General features: G+C 58.5%; 15 protein-coding genes and 1 tRNA gene. 10 read left to right on the forward strand and 6 right to left on the reverse strand.

The features are described 5' to 3' along the window. Window positions 1-250 precede the first annotated feature (250 nt). Window positions 251-607 (forward strand): hypothetical protein, encoded by a 357-nt coding sequence (locus tag GGD46_RS10355; RefSeq protein WP_184703687.1) that lies wholly within the window; start codon window positions 251-253, stop codon window positions 605-607. Window positions 608-891: 284 nt separating this feature from the next. Here GGD46_RS10355 and GGD46_RS10360 read toward each other — a convergent pair whose 3' ends face one another. Further along, window positions 892-1,635 (reverse strand): SIMPL domain-containing protein, encoded by a 744-nt coding sequence (locus tag GGD46_RS10360; protein WP_184703688.1) that lies wholly within the window; start codon window positions 1,633-1,635, stop codon window positions 892-894. 162 nt (window positions 1,636-1,797) lie between these two features. Between GGD46_RS10360 and GGD46_RS10365 the strand changes: the two genes are divergently transcribed. After that, window positions 1,798-1,873 (forward strand) — tRNA-Ile (locus GGD46_RS10365). A 75-nt stretch (window positions 1,874-1,948) separates the two neighbouring features. Here the strand turns inward: GGD46_RS10365 and GGD46_RS10370 are convergent. Then, on the reverse strand, window positions 1,949-3,874 hold the full coding sequence (locus tag GGD46_RS10370; protein WP_184703689.1) for a hypothetical protein: 1,926 nt from the start codon (window positions 3,872-3,874) through the stop codon (window positions 1,949-1,951). Between the two features lie 869 nt (window positions 3,875-4,743). Between GGD46_RS10370 and GGD46_RS10375 the strand changes: the two genes are divergently transcribed. From GGD46_RS10375 to GGD46_RS10395, 5 genes are all read left to right on the forward strand, one after another. Further along, a complete protein-coding gene (locus GGD46_RS10375) occupies window positions 4,744-4,971 on the forward strand; it encodes a hypothetical protein (RefSeq protein WP_184703690.1) in 228 nt (75 codons plus the stop codon). A gap of 91 nt (window positions 4,972-5,062) precedes the next feature. Then, window positions 5,063-6,823 carry an ABC transporter permease subunit gene (locus tag GGD46_RS10380; RefSeq protein WP_184703691.1) on the forward strand — a complete coding sequence of 587 codons (1,761 nt, stop codon included), beginning with the start codon at window positions 5,063-5,065 and terminating at the stop codon, window positions 6,821-6,823. A 134-nt stretch (window positions 6,824-6,957) separates the two neighbouring features. Further along, window positions 6,958-8,289: an AAA-associated domain-containing protein gene (locus GGD46_RS10385; protein WP_184703692.1), complete on the forward strand. Its 1,332-nt coding sequence runs from the start codon at window positions 6,958-6,960 to the stop codon at window positions 8,287-8,289. Window positions 8,290-9,006: 717 nt separating this feature from the next. Next, on the forward strand, window positions 9,007-10,071 hold the full coding sequence (locus GGD46_RS10390; RefSeq protein ID WP_184703693.1) for a sensor histidine kinase: 1,065 nt from the start codon (window positions 9,007-9,009) through the stop codon (window positions 10,069-10,071). 3 nt (window positions 10,072-10,074) lie between these two features. Continuing rightward, window positions 10,075-10,737: a response regulator transcription factor gene (locus GGD46_RS10395; RefSeq protein WP_184703694.1), complete on the forward strand. Its 663-nt coding sequence runs from the start codon at window positions 10,075-10,077 to the stop codon at window positions 10,735-10,737. Window positions 10,738-10,806: 69 nt separating this feature from the next. Here GGD46_RS10395 and GGD46_RS10400 read toward each other — a convergent pair whose 3' ends face one another. The 3 genes from GGD46_RS10400 to GGD46_RS10410 form a co-directional block, all read right to left on the reverse strand. Next, window positions 10,807-11,202 (reverse strand): DUF4440 domain-containing protein, encoded by a 396-nt coding sequence (locus tag GGD46_RS10400; RefSeq protein WP_184703695.1) that lies wholly within the window; start codon window positions 11,200-11,202, stop codon window positions 10,807-10,809. 53 nt (window positions 11,203-11,255) lie between these two features. Continuing rightward, window positions 11,256-11,642 carry a hypothetical protein gene (locus GGD46_RS10405; RefSeq protein WP_184703696.1) on the reverse strand — a complete coding sequence of 129 codons (387 nt, stop codon included), beginning with the start codon at window positions 11,640-11,642 and terminating at the stop codon, window positions 11,256-11,258. Between the two features lie 330 nt (window positions 11,643-11,972). Continuing rightward, a complete protein-coding gene (locus GGD46_RS10410) occupies window positions 11,973-12,761 on the reverse strand; it encodes a LexA family transcriptional regulator (RefSeq protein WP_184703697.1) in 789 nt (262 codons plus the stop codon). 661 nt (window positions 12,762-13,422) lie between these two features. Between GGD46_RS10410 and GGD46_RS10415 the strand changes: the two genes are divergently transcribed. From GGD46_RS10415 to GGD46_RS10425, 3 genes are read left to right on the forward strand one after another with little or no spacing between them, the layout of a single operon-like run. Then, entirely contained in the window at window positions 13,423-13,710 is a 288-nt protein-coding gene (locus tag GGD46_RS10415; protein ID WP_184703698.1) for a hypothetical protein, read from the forward strand. 57 nt (window positions 13,711-13,767) lie between these two features. Then, window positions 13,768-14,184: a hypothetical protein gene (locus GGD46_RS10420; protein ID WP_184703699.1), complete on the forward strand. Its 417-nt coding sequence runs from the start codon at window positions 13,768-13,770 to the stop codon at window positions 14,182-14,184. Then, window positions 14,159-14,824 (forward strand): DUF6362 family protein, encoded by a 666-nt coding sequence (locus tag GGD46_RS10425; protein WP_184703700.1) that lies wholly within the window; start codon window positions 14,159-14,161, stop codon window positions 14,822-14,824. The genes GGD46_RS10420 and GGD46_RS10425 overlap by 26 nt, the downstream gene beginning before the upstream one ends. Window positions 14,825-14,888: 64 nt before the next feature. On the opposite strand, the gene GGD46_RS10430 is transcribed toward GGD46_RS10425, so the two are convergent. Beyond that, the gene (locus tag GGD46_RS10430; RefSeq protein WP_184703701.1) at window positions 14,889-15,590 is read right to left on the reverse strand and encodes a methyltransferase; all 702 of its coding nucleotides are present in this window, start codon (window positions 15,588-15,590) and stop codon (window positions 14,889-14,891) included. Window positions 15,591-15,727: the final 137 nt, after the last annotated feature.

A 15,727-nucleotide genomic window follows, 5' to 3' on the forward strand; every position in this document is an offset into this window, starting at 1 on the left:
CCATAGCGGATCGGTTCGAATGTCGTAGCCGCCGACAGTGTTGCTCAGCGTTCCGATCTGATCCCAATCAACGGCCATACTTTGATCCCCAGCGCTTCACACCATGGTCGACGTTAAACGCAAATTTGTCCACGCCGCCTAGATGAATGGCTGATTCTGAATCCGTTCAATATCTCGCCTTTACCTCTCGGGCACTCGCTCAATGCATCTTGCTGGTATGAGAGAAGCCTTTTGCACTATGGAGAACAGAATGAAACAATTGCTGGCAAAGTTGGGGGTCGCCGCCGCCATCGCAGTTACTGCGCTGTCCGGCACGGCGAATTTTGCTTCCGCCCAGAATTTGGACATCTATGTCGGCCCTGGCCGTCATCGTCCGCCACCGCCGGACTATGACCGTCCGCCGCCGCCGCGCTACGACCGTCGTGGTTACGATCGTCGCGGCTGCGATCCGCGCGATGCGCTGGATGTTGCGCGCAGCTACGGTCTGCGCCGCGCCCGTGTCGTGGATGTGACGCCGCGCCGCGTCATCGTTGATGGCTTCGGTCGCCGTGGTCCGGATACGATGATGTTTGCAAATGTTCGCGGCTGCCCGCTGCTTGGCCGCTGATAGGGATTGCGGGCGCCCAAGGCATCCGCTCTTCATTGCCTGACCTTTTCGCCTTATTGGCGGGGGCCGCGGAACCGCCCTTTGCTCGACCTCAATCGGTGTCTGAGCGAAGGGCGGTTTTGTTTTTTGGAGCAACTCGCTCTTCAAGAGAGCCAAGCGCCGCTTCAGCCCATGGCCTCCACTCGATTTCGAACGGAAAGCGGCAGCGCGGCTTTCCTCGAATTGCTTGGAGCGCATCGTGAGCCTTCAGGCTCGCAATGCGCTCCAGCATTTCGATGCTATGCTTACTGCTGGATCGAGTAGGTGATGCTCACCGATGCGTTGTATTCGTTCTCACCCGTGGCGACCGGGACGGCCTTGTCCATTGGTGCTGACGCGGCCATAGCGCGCATGTAGGGCTGCGGCGGGGCCGCAACACCGCCCTCATGGATCGAGACGATGCGACCGAGCTTGACACCGGCGGCCTCCGTAAGGGTCTTCGCCTTGGTGGCAGCGTCGGCGACAGCATTCTTACGCGCTTCGGCAAGAACCGCGTCCTGCTTGTCATTGGTGAACTGGATATCGCCGCCCTGGTTGACGCCGAGCTTGATCGCCTGGTCGAGCAATCCACCGAGCTTGGTGAGGTCCCGCACGCGAACGGTGAGGCCGTTCGTCACTTGATAGCCGTTCAATACCGGAGGCTGCGTGTGGCCATCCTTATCATTCGGGTAGATATATTGCGGCTGGACGGAGAAACCCGAGGTCTGCAGATCGCGTTCCGCGATACCGTTTTCCTTCAGCGTCGCCAGAACTGCGCCCATGGCCTTATTGTTCTGGTCGAGTGCATCCTGGGCCGTCTTTGCCTGCTGAACGACTGCGAGCGTTACCACAGCCATATCGGGTGCAACCGTTGCATGCCCCTCCCCGGTGACCGTGATAACGGCTTCGCGCGGCTTGGCATCTTCGGCGAAGGCGGCAGCCGCGGGCATGAAGAATGTCGTGCTGACAAGGGCGGCAAGAGCAAAATCTCTGGTTTTCGTCAGTAGCATGGTTCGTTCCTTGGTTGATAATCCCTCGGGTTCGCTTTTGCGGATTGATTGTGAACGTATTACGGCAGTCCCTTGTCGGAAAAGAGAAATTGAGTTAGAGCCAAGTCGGCTTCCGGGGAACCATTGCTTCGGAGTCGCGAGTGCGGGGATTTTTCTCGTGCCGGGCCTGTAGCTCAATGGTTAGAGCCGGCGGCTCATAACCGCTTGGTTGGGGGTTCGAGTCCCTCCGGGCCCACCATTCTCTTCTTGGTTGTCAGCGAGATCCAATCATGTGGCGCCGGCGTTTGCCGGATTGGCGCTCGCATAAATGGTCTCAGAAACCAGCCTTCTTCAAACCTTCGCGATAGAGATCCTTGTGCCACTGTTCCTTGAAGGGAATGACGGACAGCCATCGGTCGATATCGAAGCCGGGGTTGGTCTCGTGGATCCTGCGTACCGTGGCGCGTGCCTCGTCCGCGTGGCCAAGCATCGCCAAGTTGGCAGCCGAAAGCCGATCCGCGAGACTGGGATCAACCATCTGGTTGATGCAGTCGAGCGAGGTTTGGAATTGGCCGAGCGCGTAATGCGCCCCGGCTGCGATCCATATGTAGGAATCCGGATTGATGGGATTGAGCTCCATGGCCTGCTGAATCTTCTGCAATGCCAACACTGGCTGCGAGGCGTGAACCAGCGTATCGGCGTGATCGGCGATGAGGTCCGCATGGTGCGGACTGAGCGTTTCCGCTAATTCCAGCGCTTCGATGCTCTCCTCGATCGATCCCTGGAATAGCTTGGCGACGCCGAGCTCGCGATAGCCATCGGCGAGATCGCTGCGAAGCGCGATGGCCTGTGTCGCGTAAGCCTGCGCCGATTTCAGCAGATCGGTATCTCCGCGGGCCGTCAGCAACCATTCCTTGGAATAGGTGCGGGCGACTGAGCTGAGCGCGGGGGCGAAATCGTTGCTCTCGCGCAAAGCAGTGTTCATCTGCGCGCGGGCGCGATGCATGTTCGGCACTGTCAAGCGATGGAGATATTGCTGGCCGACAAGGTATTGGTGATAGGCGGCTGGATTTTTCCCGAAATAAGCGCGCGCCAGCTCATGATGCTCGACGTGCCCGGCAACCTTGAGAACGATGTGGCGTGAAATATCCCGCTTATTACGAGCCAGGTCCAGATTGCCGAAGGCGAAGTGGTTGGCCCACACGACCTCGCTGTCCGGCAGATGGATGAGCTGTGCAAACAGGGAGAGATCGTTGCCCGACCCGCTCAGGCGCGTATCGAGAACATAGTCGATGTCGTAGCGCCGGAGGAGCGCATGCCGATTTTCGCTCTGCCGGCTCATGTGCATGGCGGAGTAGGGAGCGATGACTCTTAGGCTATGCAAGGTGCAAAAACCGAGGGTGATGTCCTCGATCAAAGAGGACGCCACCATTGCCGCCGCAGCATTGATGCTGTCATTGCCGGGAGGCAGCAGAGCAACGCGCGGTATGCGCAAGATGGAGTGTGTGGGTGAGGCATATTCTGCGGCAGCGTCGTTGGGCGGACTGTTCGCAGCGATCGGCGTGACCCTGTACGGCGACGCCGGCGCAGGCGTCGCCCGGCCGGGCATGCGAGTTTTGCGCTGCTCGAACAGGTATTTAAGCTGTTCAAGTCCGCCGTCGGCTTCGAATGCTCTGAGCAAAACGGGATGGATGTCTTCGTTCCGCGGATCGGCTTCGAAAAGAACGAGTGCCGCCTCTTTGACCAGAGCAACACCCCTGGTTGCGGCAGGAAGATGCGTAGCCTCATCCAGCATTTCCTTCAAAAGCACCAGATACCTCTTCCTTTCGCTTTCACGCCAATCAACGAAAATCCGGCTCTGGCAATTTGCTTTTGCAAGGAACTTCGAGCGTATGTTCTGCGCGAGGATGGCAAGATTCTCGAGCAAGGGCCGTGTTGTCGCTGCAGAGATGGAAGCGATGTCAGTGGCCAGCGAGCGTGTGATCAGGTGAATATCAGTGTCGTCGAATCCTAGGAATTCAACACCCAGGTTCGCTTGCCTGCTCTTGATGCGGGATATCAATTTGCGCAGATTCGTCAGAGAGTTGGCAACGTCATCGTCGCCCCACAGAAATCGCGCTATGGTAGCTCTGCTGCTGTATTGGCTGCCGGTTGCCAATAGATAGGCAAGTATCAGGAGGGCTTTTTCCGGAAATGCCACGTCCTGTCCTTCACCGTCGAGAAGAACGAGCTGTCCGAATGTTCTGAGTGAAAATTGCATCGCGCCTTCTATATTTATTTTCGTGTGTAATAGCCGCCTTCTTTTGGAATTCCGGTGCCTTCTGAACAGATTGAGTCCGATACGGCAGGTAGAAGCTATCCTATATTTCTTCCGGTATGCACGCTTAAATTCAACCTATGGCTTATCATGCTTCATTTTGAAAGAAACTGTTGCATGACGCATCAGCTGCGCCCACAAAATTCGCATGAATACTGGAGTGGAGGCCGCTTCGCTTCTCAAAGTGAAGCGCAGGGCTGGACCATCGGGGCCGCACGGGACTCTTTCAATCGTTGAATTCTGACTGTTATCCGGATTGAAGGGGCGAGGTTTTGGTATCGAGCTCGATCAGCCTCTGCCGGCAATGAAAGCGGATTTCTCAATCTACTATGTTATAGAGCCGGGAGGCCGAGGCTTTGCCGATAAACCCTGTTCTATTGCGAAGGCGAGGTGTCCAACGGGAGATATTTCCCGTGTCCCGTGCGGCGAGGGGTCCGAGCGCCGGAAGCTTGATAAGCTCTTCCCAAGTCGGGATTTTTGCCACAACCGACCGGGCGCGTTCGTCGCCGAATTCCTGAACCTATACCTTGGTATAGTTGCCCTGCACCATCGCTTGATTGACCCTTCTCAGGGGGTGTGACAAGAGGGCCTTGCCTGCGCGACACGACGTGCCGGCGAACGAAACAACAAATCAAGAAGCAAATGGACAGTTACCCTAACCGCTGTCCGGCCGCGGCCTTGGCCCGAATCCGGACAGTCATTGCAATAACCTGTAACGCTGCCGGCAACCGCCGGGCAGGCGACGGTAGGGCTTAGTTCGTCCTTTCCGGCTTGCCCAAGGATCTGCCGAGACGCAGACCAAGGAGTGAGCCATGAACAACATCATTCTCTTCCGCGAACGCAGATTCGCCACCAAGTTTTCCGCCGCGCGCACTTTCAACGCCGCAGCGTTTGCGCCGGTCGTTCAGGTCGCGTCCCTTCCGCGTCCACGCCTGATCGCCGTCTGGCACACCAATTCTCAGACCGGGAAGCAGGAGTGCTTTTGGACGACCGAAGGAGCCGCCGGCTCCGATGAGGATCATAGTCGTCGGGCGGCCTAGCCCTTTTCTCCAAGCAAGCGCCCCGCCGCCTCACAAATGCGGCGCTCCGCGGGGCGCACATTGGTAACATCCTGATTTCAAGGGGTTATACATGGTTTTCCTCGCCAATGATCGACGCGAGCGTAGCGCCGTAGCCGCGTTGGCCGGTGCACGTATCTTGCCAAACGGCTATGATTTTGCCGCCTTCGCCTTCATCGCTGCCGCAGCCTACCTGACCCTTCATGGGGTCGGAGAGATGCGTGCGCCGCTATCCGGGCTTTCCACGGGGTCGATTTCGCTGGATCCGGCCTATTTGCCAGAATATGCGCTGCGCACGACATTGCGCATGATGGCGGCAATCGTCGCCTCGCTCATCTTCACCTTCCTGGTCGCAACGCTTGCTGCAAAGAGCCGCCGCGCTGAAAAGATCATCATTCCCGCTCTCGACATCCTGCAGTCCGTGCCGGTGCTTGGCTTCCTGACCTTCACCGTCACGTTCTTCATGGGCCTCTTTCCCGGAAGCCAGATGGGGGCCGAGTGCGCGTCGATCTTCGCCATCTTCACTAGCCAGGCATGGAACATGGCCTTCTCCTTTTATCAGTCACTGCGGACGGTGCCGCGCGATCTTGATGAAGTGAGCCGTGGGTTCGGCCTTTCCGCCTGGCAACGCTTCTGGCGGCTGGAAGCACCTTTCGCCGCGCCGGGGCTCGTCTGGAATACGATGATGTCGATGTCCGGCGGCTGGTTTTTCGTTGTCGCTTCGGAGGCGATTACTGTGGGTGACACCACCGTGCAGCTTCCGGGGCTTGGCTCCTGGCTCGCCGTTGCGATCGACAAGCAGAACTTCGTTGCCGTCGGCTGGGCCGTGCTTGCCATGGGTATCGTGATCCTGCTCTACGATCAGCTGCTCTTCCGGCCGATCGTCGCCTGGGCCGATAAGTTCCGTTTCGAGCAGACCGCCGGCCAGCAGAAGCCGCGTTCCTGGGTCTATTCGCTGATCCGCCGCACGCGTCTTCTGAAGTATGTGACTGCGCCATTTACCACCGTATGGAACGCGCTGTTTCTGCTGCGGCTGCGCCCCGCGTCGAAGGCGATCACCATCAAGCAGGGCGAGCGGCAGGTCGTCAGCCGGGTCATCGATTACGCCTGGTTTGCTCTGATTGCCGCCATTGGCGCCTGGAGCATCTGGGACATCGTTTCTTACCTCAGCCAGACGCTGTCGTGGGGTGATGTCCGGATCGCCTTTGCCGGCGGGTTCGTCACGCTCATCCGAGTCGCCGTTCTGATTGCGGTCGCGAGCGTAATCTGGGTTCCGCTCGGTGTCTGGATCGGTCTCCGGCCCGCCGTTGCGGAGCGGGTGCAACCCATCGCGCAGTTCCTGGCTGCGTTTCCAGCGAACGTGCTCTTCCCGGTGGCGGTGATCGCAATCGTCGCGACGGGGGCCAGCCCCAATATCTGGCTGTCGCCGCTGATGGTGCTGGGCACACAGTGGTACATCCTCTTCAACGTGATCGCCGGGGCGAGCGCTTTCCCCACCGATCTGCGCGAGGCATCCGCTGTCTACAGGCTGCGTTCGTGGACCTGGTGGCGCCGTGCGATCCTGCCGGGGATCTTCCCCTATTACGTCACGGGAGCACTGACGGCTTCCGGCGGCTCATGGAATGCAAGCATCGTCGCCGAGCTGGCAAGCTGGGGCGACACCAAGCTCGAAGCCTTTGGGTTGGGCTCCTACATCGCGAAGGCGACGGCAGCCGGAGATTTTCCGCGGGTCATCCTCGGGATCGTCGTCATGTCGATCTTCGTCACGCTCTTCAACAGAACGCTCTGGCGGCCGCTCTACGTTTTCGCTGAACGTCGCCTGCGTCTCGACTAGAGCCGGATGATTTTAGGTCCGGTCGACCTAAAATCTGAATCCGCCCTAGAATCAAAGAAGTAGAGCATGATGTCGTCCGAAAACCGCACACACTTTTCGGCATCATGCTCTAATCAAAGATCGGAGAAATGAACATGGAAAACGCTGTCGTCTCCAAGAAGGCCGAAATTGTAAAAGCTGCGCCGCTGGTGCTGGCCAAGCAGGTTTGCCAGACTTATGACAAGGGGAGCTCGGGCTCGCTCGTGGTCCTCGATAATGTCGACCTTCAGCTCCATCCCAACGAAATCGTCGGTTTGCTCGGCCGTTCCGGTTCCGGCAAGTCCACGTTGCTGCGTGCGATTGCCGGCCTGATCCGCCCGAGCAAGGGTGAGATCACCTTTGCCGGCCGGCCGGTAGTTGGCCCCAATTCCGATGTTGCCGTCGTCTTCCAGAGCTTCGCTCTGTTTCCGTGGCTGACGGTTCTGCAAAATGTCGAACTCGGTCTCGAGGCTCAGGGTGTCGCTTCATCGGAGCGTCGTAAGCGCGCGCTTGCCGCCATCGACCTGATCGGCCTCGACGGCTTCGAAAGTGCCTATCCAAAGGAACTCTCGGGCGGCATGCGTCAGCGTGTCGGCCTTGCCCGTGCGCTCGTCGTCCGCCCGAAGGTCCTGCTGATGGACGAGCCCTTTTCCGCGCTCGACGTCCTGACCGCCGAAACATTGCGCACCGACCTTCTCGACCTGTGGTGCGAAGGCCGTATGCCGATCGAGTCCGTTCTGATGGTGACGCATAACATCGAGGAGGCCGTCCTGATGTGCGACCGCATTCTGATCTTCGGATCGAATCCCGGTCGAGTCATCGCCGAAATCAAGGTGGATCTGCCGCAGCCGCGCAACCGCCTCGACCCGGCGTTCCGCATGCTGGTCGAGGACATCTATGCCCGGATGACGGTCAAGAGCGGTGCGCCATCGCGCGAGGGTCTGTTCCCCGGGACCGGTATCGCCATGGAGCTGCCGCGGGTGTCGACCAATCTGATGTCCGGTCTGATTGAGACGCTGGCCGCGGAGCCTTATCGTGGTCAGGCTGACCTGCCGCCGCTGGCGACACAGCTGCATCTTGGCATCGACGATCTCTTCCCCGTCGCCGAAACGCTGCAGCTTCTGCGCTTTGCCGATCTGGAAGGGGGCGACATCAAGTTGACCGCACCTGGCCTGCGCTTCTCCGACAGCGATGTCGACGAGCGCAAGAAGCTCTTCGAGCAGCATCTGGCTACCTACGTGCCGCTTGCTGCGCATATTCGCCGCGTGCTCGACGAGCGGCCGACCCACCGCGCGCCGGCGCGGCGGTTCCGCGACGAGCTGGAAGACTACATGTCCGAAGACTACGCCGACACAACCATCAAGGCCGTGACAAACTGGGCTCGCTACGCCGAATACTTCGCCTATGACGAGAGTGCGGATCTGTTCACGCTGGAGAACCCGAGTTGATGCACGCTGCCGGCTGAGGTGGCGACCGACCCAATTGAACCTTGGAATTTGATAGGCAGCCAAGGCAGGACTTAGCGCATGGGCTTCCGGCAGATCGCCAGCATAGGCGATTTGCGCTCGCGCGGCCTGTCCGGCTGCGGGACGGATCACTATGCCCAGAGACAACGAAGAACTTGGCCGTTTCCTGGAGGCTCGCGGTAGAAGCAACCGAAACAAGTCCGATGTGCGAAAGCTCCGCCAACCCAGCGGAAAGCGTGGCGCCCAAACAAGAGCGGAACGCTTCAAGGATCGCGTCGGTTTGTTAGCCATGCTGGCGCTGCTTTGGGGCGCCCATGCACTCATGCGATCGGCTACACGGTTGTTTTTTCGCGGTTTCCTATCTGCGAACCAGACGCGCATGCTGCTTCGGCGGGCAGCATGGCTCAACAGAAAGAGCCTTGCAATTCTCCGACGTCGCCAGGGCCGGCGTCTCCTCAATCGCTATGCCGAAACCGACAACCATGACTGCGGGGCTTGATCAGATCTTACCCAACATGGGGACCGTTTTTGAGTTCGGCGTCACTATCGGTTTCGCTCGGCAACGCTGCCGGCTTGCGGACGAATAGGCCTCTCGCTCCGGCGAGGTTTATAAAGGCTGCGGTTGTTTTCGGACTTGGGCTGAGGCAGTTTGCCATTCGCGCATGCAGGTGCCGGGACGAGGATGCAAGGACGAGAGACATGAGACGCGAGTTTCTGAAATATCTTTCCGAGATGCCCGTGCTTTGGTTCGGTATCTCGGTTCTCGTCGGCCTTATTTTCATCGGTGACACCGTCACGGACTTGGAAATTGCTTTTGCAGTTCTCTATGTCTCGGTGATCCTGCTAACGGTTCGCTCAGGTCGAACCGGCGCGATCGCCGTTGTCGGCATTGCCTGCGCCGCCCTTACCATTCTGAGCTATTTTCTGACGCGCCACGGCGCCTCTCAGGCCGGCCTGATCAACAGTGCCCTGAGCATCGTTGCCATCGGTGCGACAACCTATCTGGCGATCAGGATCGAGACGATCGACGCAAGGGCAAGGGAAGCCCAGTCCGAACTCGCGCGGATGTCACGCCTGATGATCGTCGGCGAACTCGGCACCTCCATTGCCCACGAGGTCAGCCAGCCGATCACGGCGATTACGGCGAACGGCAACGCTGCGCTTCGTTGGCTGGCAGCCGCACCCGCCGATCACGACGAGGCTCGAAGAGCTATCGAGCGGATCGTAGCGGATGCTGGCCGTGCGGGAGATGTCATCGGTCGTGTCCGGTTGCTCGTTTCGCGATCGTCTCCTTCGCGTGACATGGTCGATCTGGGCGAGGCGATTGACAACGTGCTGGAGCTTGTGCGCAGCGAAATCCGGAAGAATCAGATATTGCTTCGAACGGAGCTCGCCAATGACCTGCCGCTGGTGGCCGGCGACCGCGTGCAGCTTCAGCAGGTGATCCTCAACTTCGTCATGAATGCGATAGAGGCTCTGGCGGATGTCAGTGCCGATGTGCGCGAGTTGCTCGTCAGTGCTGCTGCCGCCGAAAGCAAGATTACCGTCAGCGTGCGCGACACGGGCATCGGCATAGCGCCAGCCAGGCTCGATCGAATATTCGAGGCGTTCTACACGACCAAGCCAAACGGTATGGGAATGGGATTGGCCATCAGTCGTTCGATCATCGAGGCGCATGGTGGCTCCGTGTATGCGGCACCCAATTTTCCGCACGGGACAGTATTCGGCTTCACGCTGCCGCTGGACGGAAAATCGAGGGGATAGAACATGCAAGATCAGCGACCAGCCGTTTACGTGATCGATGACGATCCTTCCGTGCGTGACGGGCTCGACAGCCTTCTGCGCTCCGTCGGTTATGATACGCGCGGCTTTGCCTCGCCACGGGATTTCCTGCAGCATCCTCGTTCAAACGGCCCGGCCTGCATTGTCCTCGACGTCCGAATGCCGGATGCAAGCGGTCTCGATTTTCAGGACGAACTCGTAAGGTCAGGCTATCTGACGCCGATCATCTTTCTGACAGGCCATGGTGATGTTCCCATGTCCGTGCGCGCGATGAAGGCTGGTGCGGTGGAATTTCTTCTCAAGCCCTTTCGCGAACAGGATCTGCTTGATGCCATCCGGCAGGCGCTGGAACTGGATCGCGCTCGTCTTCGAAAGGAAGCTGCCGCAGTCGACCTTCATGAGCATTTTGCCTCGTTGACGCCGCGTGAGCGCGAGGTGATGGCTCTCGTCGCGCGCGGTCTTTTGAATAAGCAGATTGCAGCGGAGATCGGCTTGAGCGAGATCACGGTGAAGGTTCATCGCGGTCAGGTCATGCGCAAAATGCACGCAGACTCCGTCGCCGACCTCATCAGAATGGCCGACAGCCTTGGACTGGCCGAAATGGTCATCGACGGGAAGGGCAGTGGCAACGCTTCGCGGTCGCGCTGAGCCCCGATTACTAAACGCGACCGGATCACCGCCGGCATTGCATTGCTGCCCGGATTTTTCTCTTGCGCCTCAAGGGCGTGGCGTGATGGGCGTGCCCTGATGAAATATCATCTGCCAGCGGCCATCGATCCGCTGCCAGATCGAACTACGCAAAACGTGCCGCTGCCCGCTTGTCTCGTCAGTAGTGCGAATGGTCCGATAGGTCACCAGAACGGCATCGGGTGAGATGGATCGAAAAGCGTAATTGCACACGATTACAGGCGGCGAGGTTTGCGCCGTTTCTTCCTCGGTCAGGAGCGCGATGAGTTCTGCCCGATCGTCATATATCGTGCCCGAACTGCCAAATTCGACAAAGCCTTCGGCGAGTAGCCCTGCGACCGCATTGGGAGATTGGCGAATTTCCGGGCGATGCAGCTTCTCCTCGAGCGAGCGAATTTCCTCGAATTCCTGCCGGGCAATGTCCATAGCGATTGTTGCCTCCGTTTCTTTCGATCTCATCCCGGGGAGGGGCGGCGGCCTCAGGCTGAGGCCTCGAGATGTTGCTGCCGCTTCATTTTATCTGAGTGATTGGAATCGGTCTCCCTGAACTGCTCCAATTCGTCGGCAAAAAGCTCGGCGGCGTGACGACCGGGATGGGTTTTATCGTCCTCGATGACCGCCGCTATCCTCCGAAACAACTCGGCTTCGAAATTGCTGGCGATAGCTTGGCTACTCGGTCTTGTCAGTCGCGCGCCGCCATTCAGGCGGATTGCCGAGACATAGAACTCGTCTTCATAGTCGGCTCCTGCCGAGGTCAGCTCCGCGTACCCGTAGAGCAGCAGCCCGCTTTCCCAGCGATCGCAGAGGCGAATGCTGAGTTCATCGAATGAATATTCGCAGGAAAAAGCCATGGCATGCATCGTCATCGCTTCGTCTCCGCGCTCGATGCCTCCGGTAAGTCTGCCGCAATAGCGTCGATCCTTACGTGCATTGGCGGTCTACTCCTCTTGCGTCCTTATCCGCCGTTCCTTCGGGTTTCGCTGACTTCGCGCAGGCCTTTGAGACTTGCTCGGACCCATTCCTTCAGGGCCGATCGGCTCTACAGAGCAGGTTGTCATCAAACATAATTCATGTCAACATTATTTATGTTTATTCACTTTGAGGCAAACATTAAAGATGTTCAACACAGCGGCATCCACATCTCTACCCGCAAGGGAGATTAGATGTCCCACGTGGCTGATCCGGGGATGGCGCTGTTACTTGCGGGCGATATGTCCGCAGATGCGGCCTATGATCGTCAGGCGCGCCAGCTCCACTGTGAATGTCTCCAGCGCTGGATTGTCCGAGATAATCTTGACCTCGCCCGGCTGGCTGAAGGGCACGCGCTGGAGCCGCTTGATCTGTGGTTCGGAGTAGCCGTCGCTGATGGCGTAGACGGTATCGGTCGTCATCTGGTTCTGCGAGAGGTCGACGATGACCCGGTCGCCGGGCATGTAGGTTGGCTGCATCGAGTCGCCGATCACTTCCATGATGATGGTGTGGTTCGGCGAGGCCTTCGCTTCATTCCGTAGATAGCCCGTAGGAATAAGCCATTCCGCGACGATCTTGTGTCCTGTGACGTTTCCGGAGCCTACGGGCAGATTGATGACTTCTCCAACGACGCCGCTACCGGCGCCGAGCTTGACGTCTACCTCGGGTGTTGCGCCGGCGATCTGTGGCTGCCAATGCTCCCTGCTATAGCTGTTTTCTCCGCCGTCTTCGGCAAAACCTTCATTGTCCAGTTCGTCAGGATCGAAGGATGTGACGATGCGTACAGCGGGGTGGGCTGTCTTATTCGATGCTTCTCCCGTCAACAGGTAGCCGGCGGTCGTTCCGAATTTCTTGGCGTAGCGATTGGCGATTTCGGCACTGAACTCGTTCTGGCCGTTCTCGTGGGCGCGATAGGTGGAAAGGCTCACCCCCAGCGCTTCTGCTGCCTTCGTTGCCGATGGATAATTTGCGGCTTCTCGCGCCGCTCTCAGTCGTTCGCCCATTGATCTTTGCATTTTTCGACCTTTGCAAATTTAACGACATAAATCATGTTGACACGAACATCTTTATCAACATAATTAGTGTTTATCAAGCCGCAGGCGATGAATTTCGCTGCGGCGTCGGCATTGAGGCTTCCTCGGCGTCCGGCGGAGATGGGAATTCGAAGGAGTGGCAGCATGAGTGTGCACAGGAGAAGCAGGAGACCAAATTTCCACGGAGGCGGTTTCGATCATTTCTGGGGCTGCCCGATCTGCCATCGGACCTTGTCGATCGCCGAGGTCATCGAGCTGCATTGTGAGGGCTGCAATGCGACCGTGAATCCGACGGAAACCTTCGGCCCCGAGTTTGCCACAGCACAGTCCAGAGATGAGAGGTCGGCATGATTGAGATGCTCGAGGGCTTTTTGGCATGTCTCGGAGCTGCTCTTTTTCTCGGCTTGATGCTGGCTGAGATGAAGGGGGTCGTTTCGAGATTGGCATCCAGGCGTGATGGTGAGGATTCTGGCGCCCCGGAGAGTGACCAGATGCACTTTCGAACGGCCAGAGATAATACCAGCCATCCGAACACGCCGGTACACCAGACAAAATAGCGCCGACGGCAATAGGTGTCGTCTCTTCAGAAAACAAAACAGAAACCCAACAAGCGGCTTGCCTTTGCCGGCCGGAGGAGTTTGCCATGAATGAATTTCAAATTGGAACCGAGACCGTGGCCGACGGCTATCTTGGGTGGATTCGCAAGGTCCACCGAGCGACGAACGAGATTCTCAGAGACCGGCGAGGAGAGCCGATCATCTTTGCGACACAGGATGCTGCAAAGGCCGCCGCAGGGGAGGCTATGGTCGCCTATCTCAATACGCCGATGCTGCGTGACGGCGCCAAAGTCGAAGCGCTCTCCAAAGCTGAAGCCTTCTTCAAGCCAAGATCGATCGACTCTGCTGCCGGAACCTCTGGGACGGCGATGTGATCCCCTTTCCCGCAACGGAGCGGCGAACACTTCATGTGACAGGAGGCAATTGGGTCAATGAGCAAAGGCAAACTTGATCTTCTTCTCGATAGTCTCGGTATAAAGCTTGTCCCGGTTCATCGTCGGCGCGCGCCGGCCGAGAGCCATGCGCGCGGGACGATGCAGGAAATTCGCGGGCGCTATGGCGACGGTCATCTGATCTTCGTGCTGCGCTGCATTCGTCAGACCGCCAACAATCGGGATGAGCTTTGGTCCGATACGATTGGCGCGGTTTCCGATGTTCTCGCTCAACGCCAGGATTGGGCGCTTCAACGTCCGAGCGATTTGCTCGGTGCTTTCGACGACATCGCGCTTGCCTCGTTGCGCGGGGACGCTGTGGCACGGCGACCATGGCCGGTTCGCGCAACGTTGCGGACCTTGATCTATTGGGAATTGGAGAGACGACTTGATGCATCGACACGCCTTGCAGTTTGACGGTCTTTCCAGCAAAGCGGCTGACATTGCCAATTTGAGCCTCATTATCCGCGCTCGTTTCGTTGAGGCGGCGGATACGTTGGTCCATCTCGACGTTCGTGGCGTTCGTCCGGACAGGATGCGCACGCTCTGGCCAGAGGTTCTGCCCGAACAGATGGACCATGCGGATGTCCGCATTCGCTATCGTCCGAGCGCTGCTGCGATCAGCCGAGCCGAAGAAGTCCTGCAGGGCTGGTTGCGGATCCATGTTCGCGACGAAGAGCGGCGCATTCTGCTCTCACATTGGTCCGTTTGCCTTGCGGCGCCCTTCGTCGCCGGATCGTTTCGGGATTTCTGCACTCGAACCGGTCGCGTGCGGCGTACGGCGGAACGCCGTATTCAGAGCGAATTTCAGAATATAGCCAGCATTCTTCTCGCTGTTTCGCCGATATTGCAGGAACCGGACTGGTCGCGCATTTCACCGATGATGCCGAATTCGGCCAGCGGCTCGGAACGGATTAAACCACCGGCGATCAAACATGAAACGCATTGGCTGCCGGACGATGCCCGACCTGTATTCGACGCGGCGAGCCCGGAGCTTGCTGAACTTGCCAAGCGACTGGAGCGCGCAAACCGCCGTCGCGCGAAGTTGAAAGCCTAGATGGCAGCGACATCGTTCGGTCCGAACCCGCACTTGCCGCTATGCTTCGATCTGAATCTCCTTTCTACGATTGCTCACCACTTTCAAACGCGAAAACACCGCCTCGCGCAGGGTTTCTCCTGCTCACGCCAAAATCCGGGACGATATATTCAGCCAGAAGGCGGAGCCGCGATGCGGGCAGGTGGGCACGCCATGGGTCACCGATCAAAACCGTGATGCCTGATGCCAGGCAGCGATCCAGAAATTCCGTAACACCTTTTGCAAGAGCTGCGTCGTAGAACAGATCGCCGACGCATATAACGTCTGCTGATGGAGGCCGGCCGATTGTGAGATCGGCGAGGACGGTTTGGATGGCGACGTCATTCAGCTTTGCGTTGAGTCCGGTCGCTGCGATGGCATAGGGATCGATATCGGCTGCGTCCACTTTCGCAGCGCCTGCTTTTGCCGCGGCGATGCCGACGATCCCTGAACCGGCGCCCAAGTCGACGACATCGCGCCCCGCAACAGTTTCCGGCCTGTCGAGAAGATGGCGAGCCAAGACTAGGCCCCCTCCCCAATAATGCGCCCAATAGGGCGATCCGAATTGTGGATCCTTCTCTGCAAGGCGGCGCAGGCCGCTATGCGGTGCTGCCTTGTGGAGCCGAATCTCAGGAATGCCGGGAACCGGCAGAATGGGAAGGTTGTCGGCAATGAACTGCCGAACGTGGTTGAAGTCCACGACACTTTTTCGGTCATCTTCCAATATCTTCTCTCGCTCGCTCTTCATCAAAGGCATCGTGGACAGTCGGTGTGCGCAGATCTCCGCAGACCGAAGTCAGAGCGTTCCGCGCCGTCCGGCATTCCATCGCATCCTTGTGCCACCTTTCTCGCAGTTGGGAGATCTGACGACAATCTAACTCAAAT

Origin of the sequence: Martinezella lusitana, assembly GCF_014207095.1 — a bacterium.
Taxonomy (GTDB): Bacteria; Pseudomonadota; Alphaproteobacteria; order Rhizobiales; family Rhizobiaceae; genus Rhizobium; species Rhizobium lusitanum_B.

Coding starts and splice junctions, on each gene's coding strand:
- GGD46_RS10355 (WP_184703687.1), top strand. CDS start 251: ATGAAACAATTGCTGGCAAAGTTGGGGGTCGCCGCCGCCATCGCAGTT.
- GGD46_RS10360 (WP_184703688.1), bottom strand. CDS start 1,635: ATGCTACTGACGAAAACCAGAGATTTTGCTCTTGCCGCCCTTGTCAGC.
- GGD46_RS10370 (WP_184703689.1), bottom strand. CDS start 3,874: ATGCAATTTTCACTCAGAACATTCGGACAGCTCGTTCTTCTCGACGGT.
- GGD46_RS10375 (WP_184703690.1), top strand. CDS start 4,744: ATGAACAACATCATTCTCTTCCGCGAACGCAGATTCGCCACCAAGTTT.
- GGD46_RS10380 (WP_184703691.1), top strand. CDS start 5,063: ATGGTTTTCCTCGCCAATGATCGACGCGAGCGTAGCGCCGTAGCCGCG.
- GGD46_RS10385 (WP_184703692.1), top strand. CDS start 6,958: ATGGAAAACGCTGTCGTCTCCAAGAAGGCCGAAATTGTAAAAGCTGCG.
- GGD46_RS10390 (WP_184703693.1), top strand. CDS start 9,007: ATGAGACGCGAGTTTCTGAAATATCTTTCCGAGATGCCCGTGCTTTGG.
- GGD46_RS10395 (WP_184703694.1), top strand. CDS start 10,075: ATGCAAGATCAGCGACCAGCCGTTTACGTGATCGATGACGATCCTTCC.
- GGD46_RS10400 (WP_184703695.1), bottom strand. CDS start 11,202: ATGGACATTGCCCGGCAGGAATTCGAGGAAATTCGCTCGCTCGAGGAG.
- GGD46_RS10405 (WP_184703696.1), bottom strand. CDS start 11,642: ATGACGATGCATGCCATGGCTTTTTCCTGCGAATATTCATTCGATGAA.
- GGD46_RS10410 (WP_184703697.1), bottom strand. CDS start 12,761: ATGCAAAGATCAATGGGCGAACGACTGAGAGCGGCGCGAGAAGCCGCA.
- GGD46_RS10415 (WP_184703698.1), top strand. CDS start 13,423: ATGAATGAATTTCAAATTGGAACCGAGACCGTGGCCGACGGCTATCTT.
- GGD46_RS10420 (WP_184703699.1), top strand. CDS start 13,768: ATGAGCAAAGGCAAACTTGATCTTCTTCTCGATAGTCTCGGTATAAAG.
- GGD46_RS10425 (WP_184703700.1), top strand. CDS start 14,159: ATGCATCGACACGCCTTGCAGTTTGACGGTCTTTCCAGCAAAGCGGCT.
- GGD46_RS10430 (WP_184703701.1), bottom strand. CDS start 15,590: ATGAAGAGCGAGCGAGAGAAGATATTGGAAGATGACCGAAAAAGTGTC.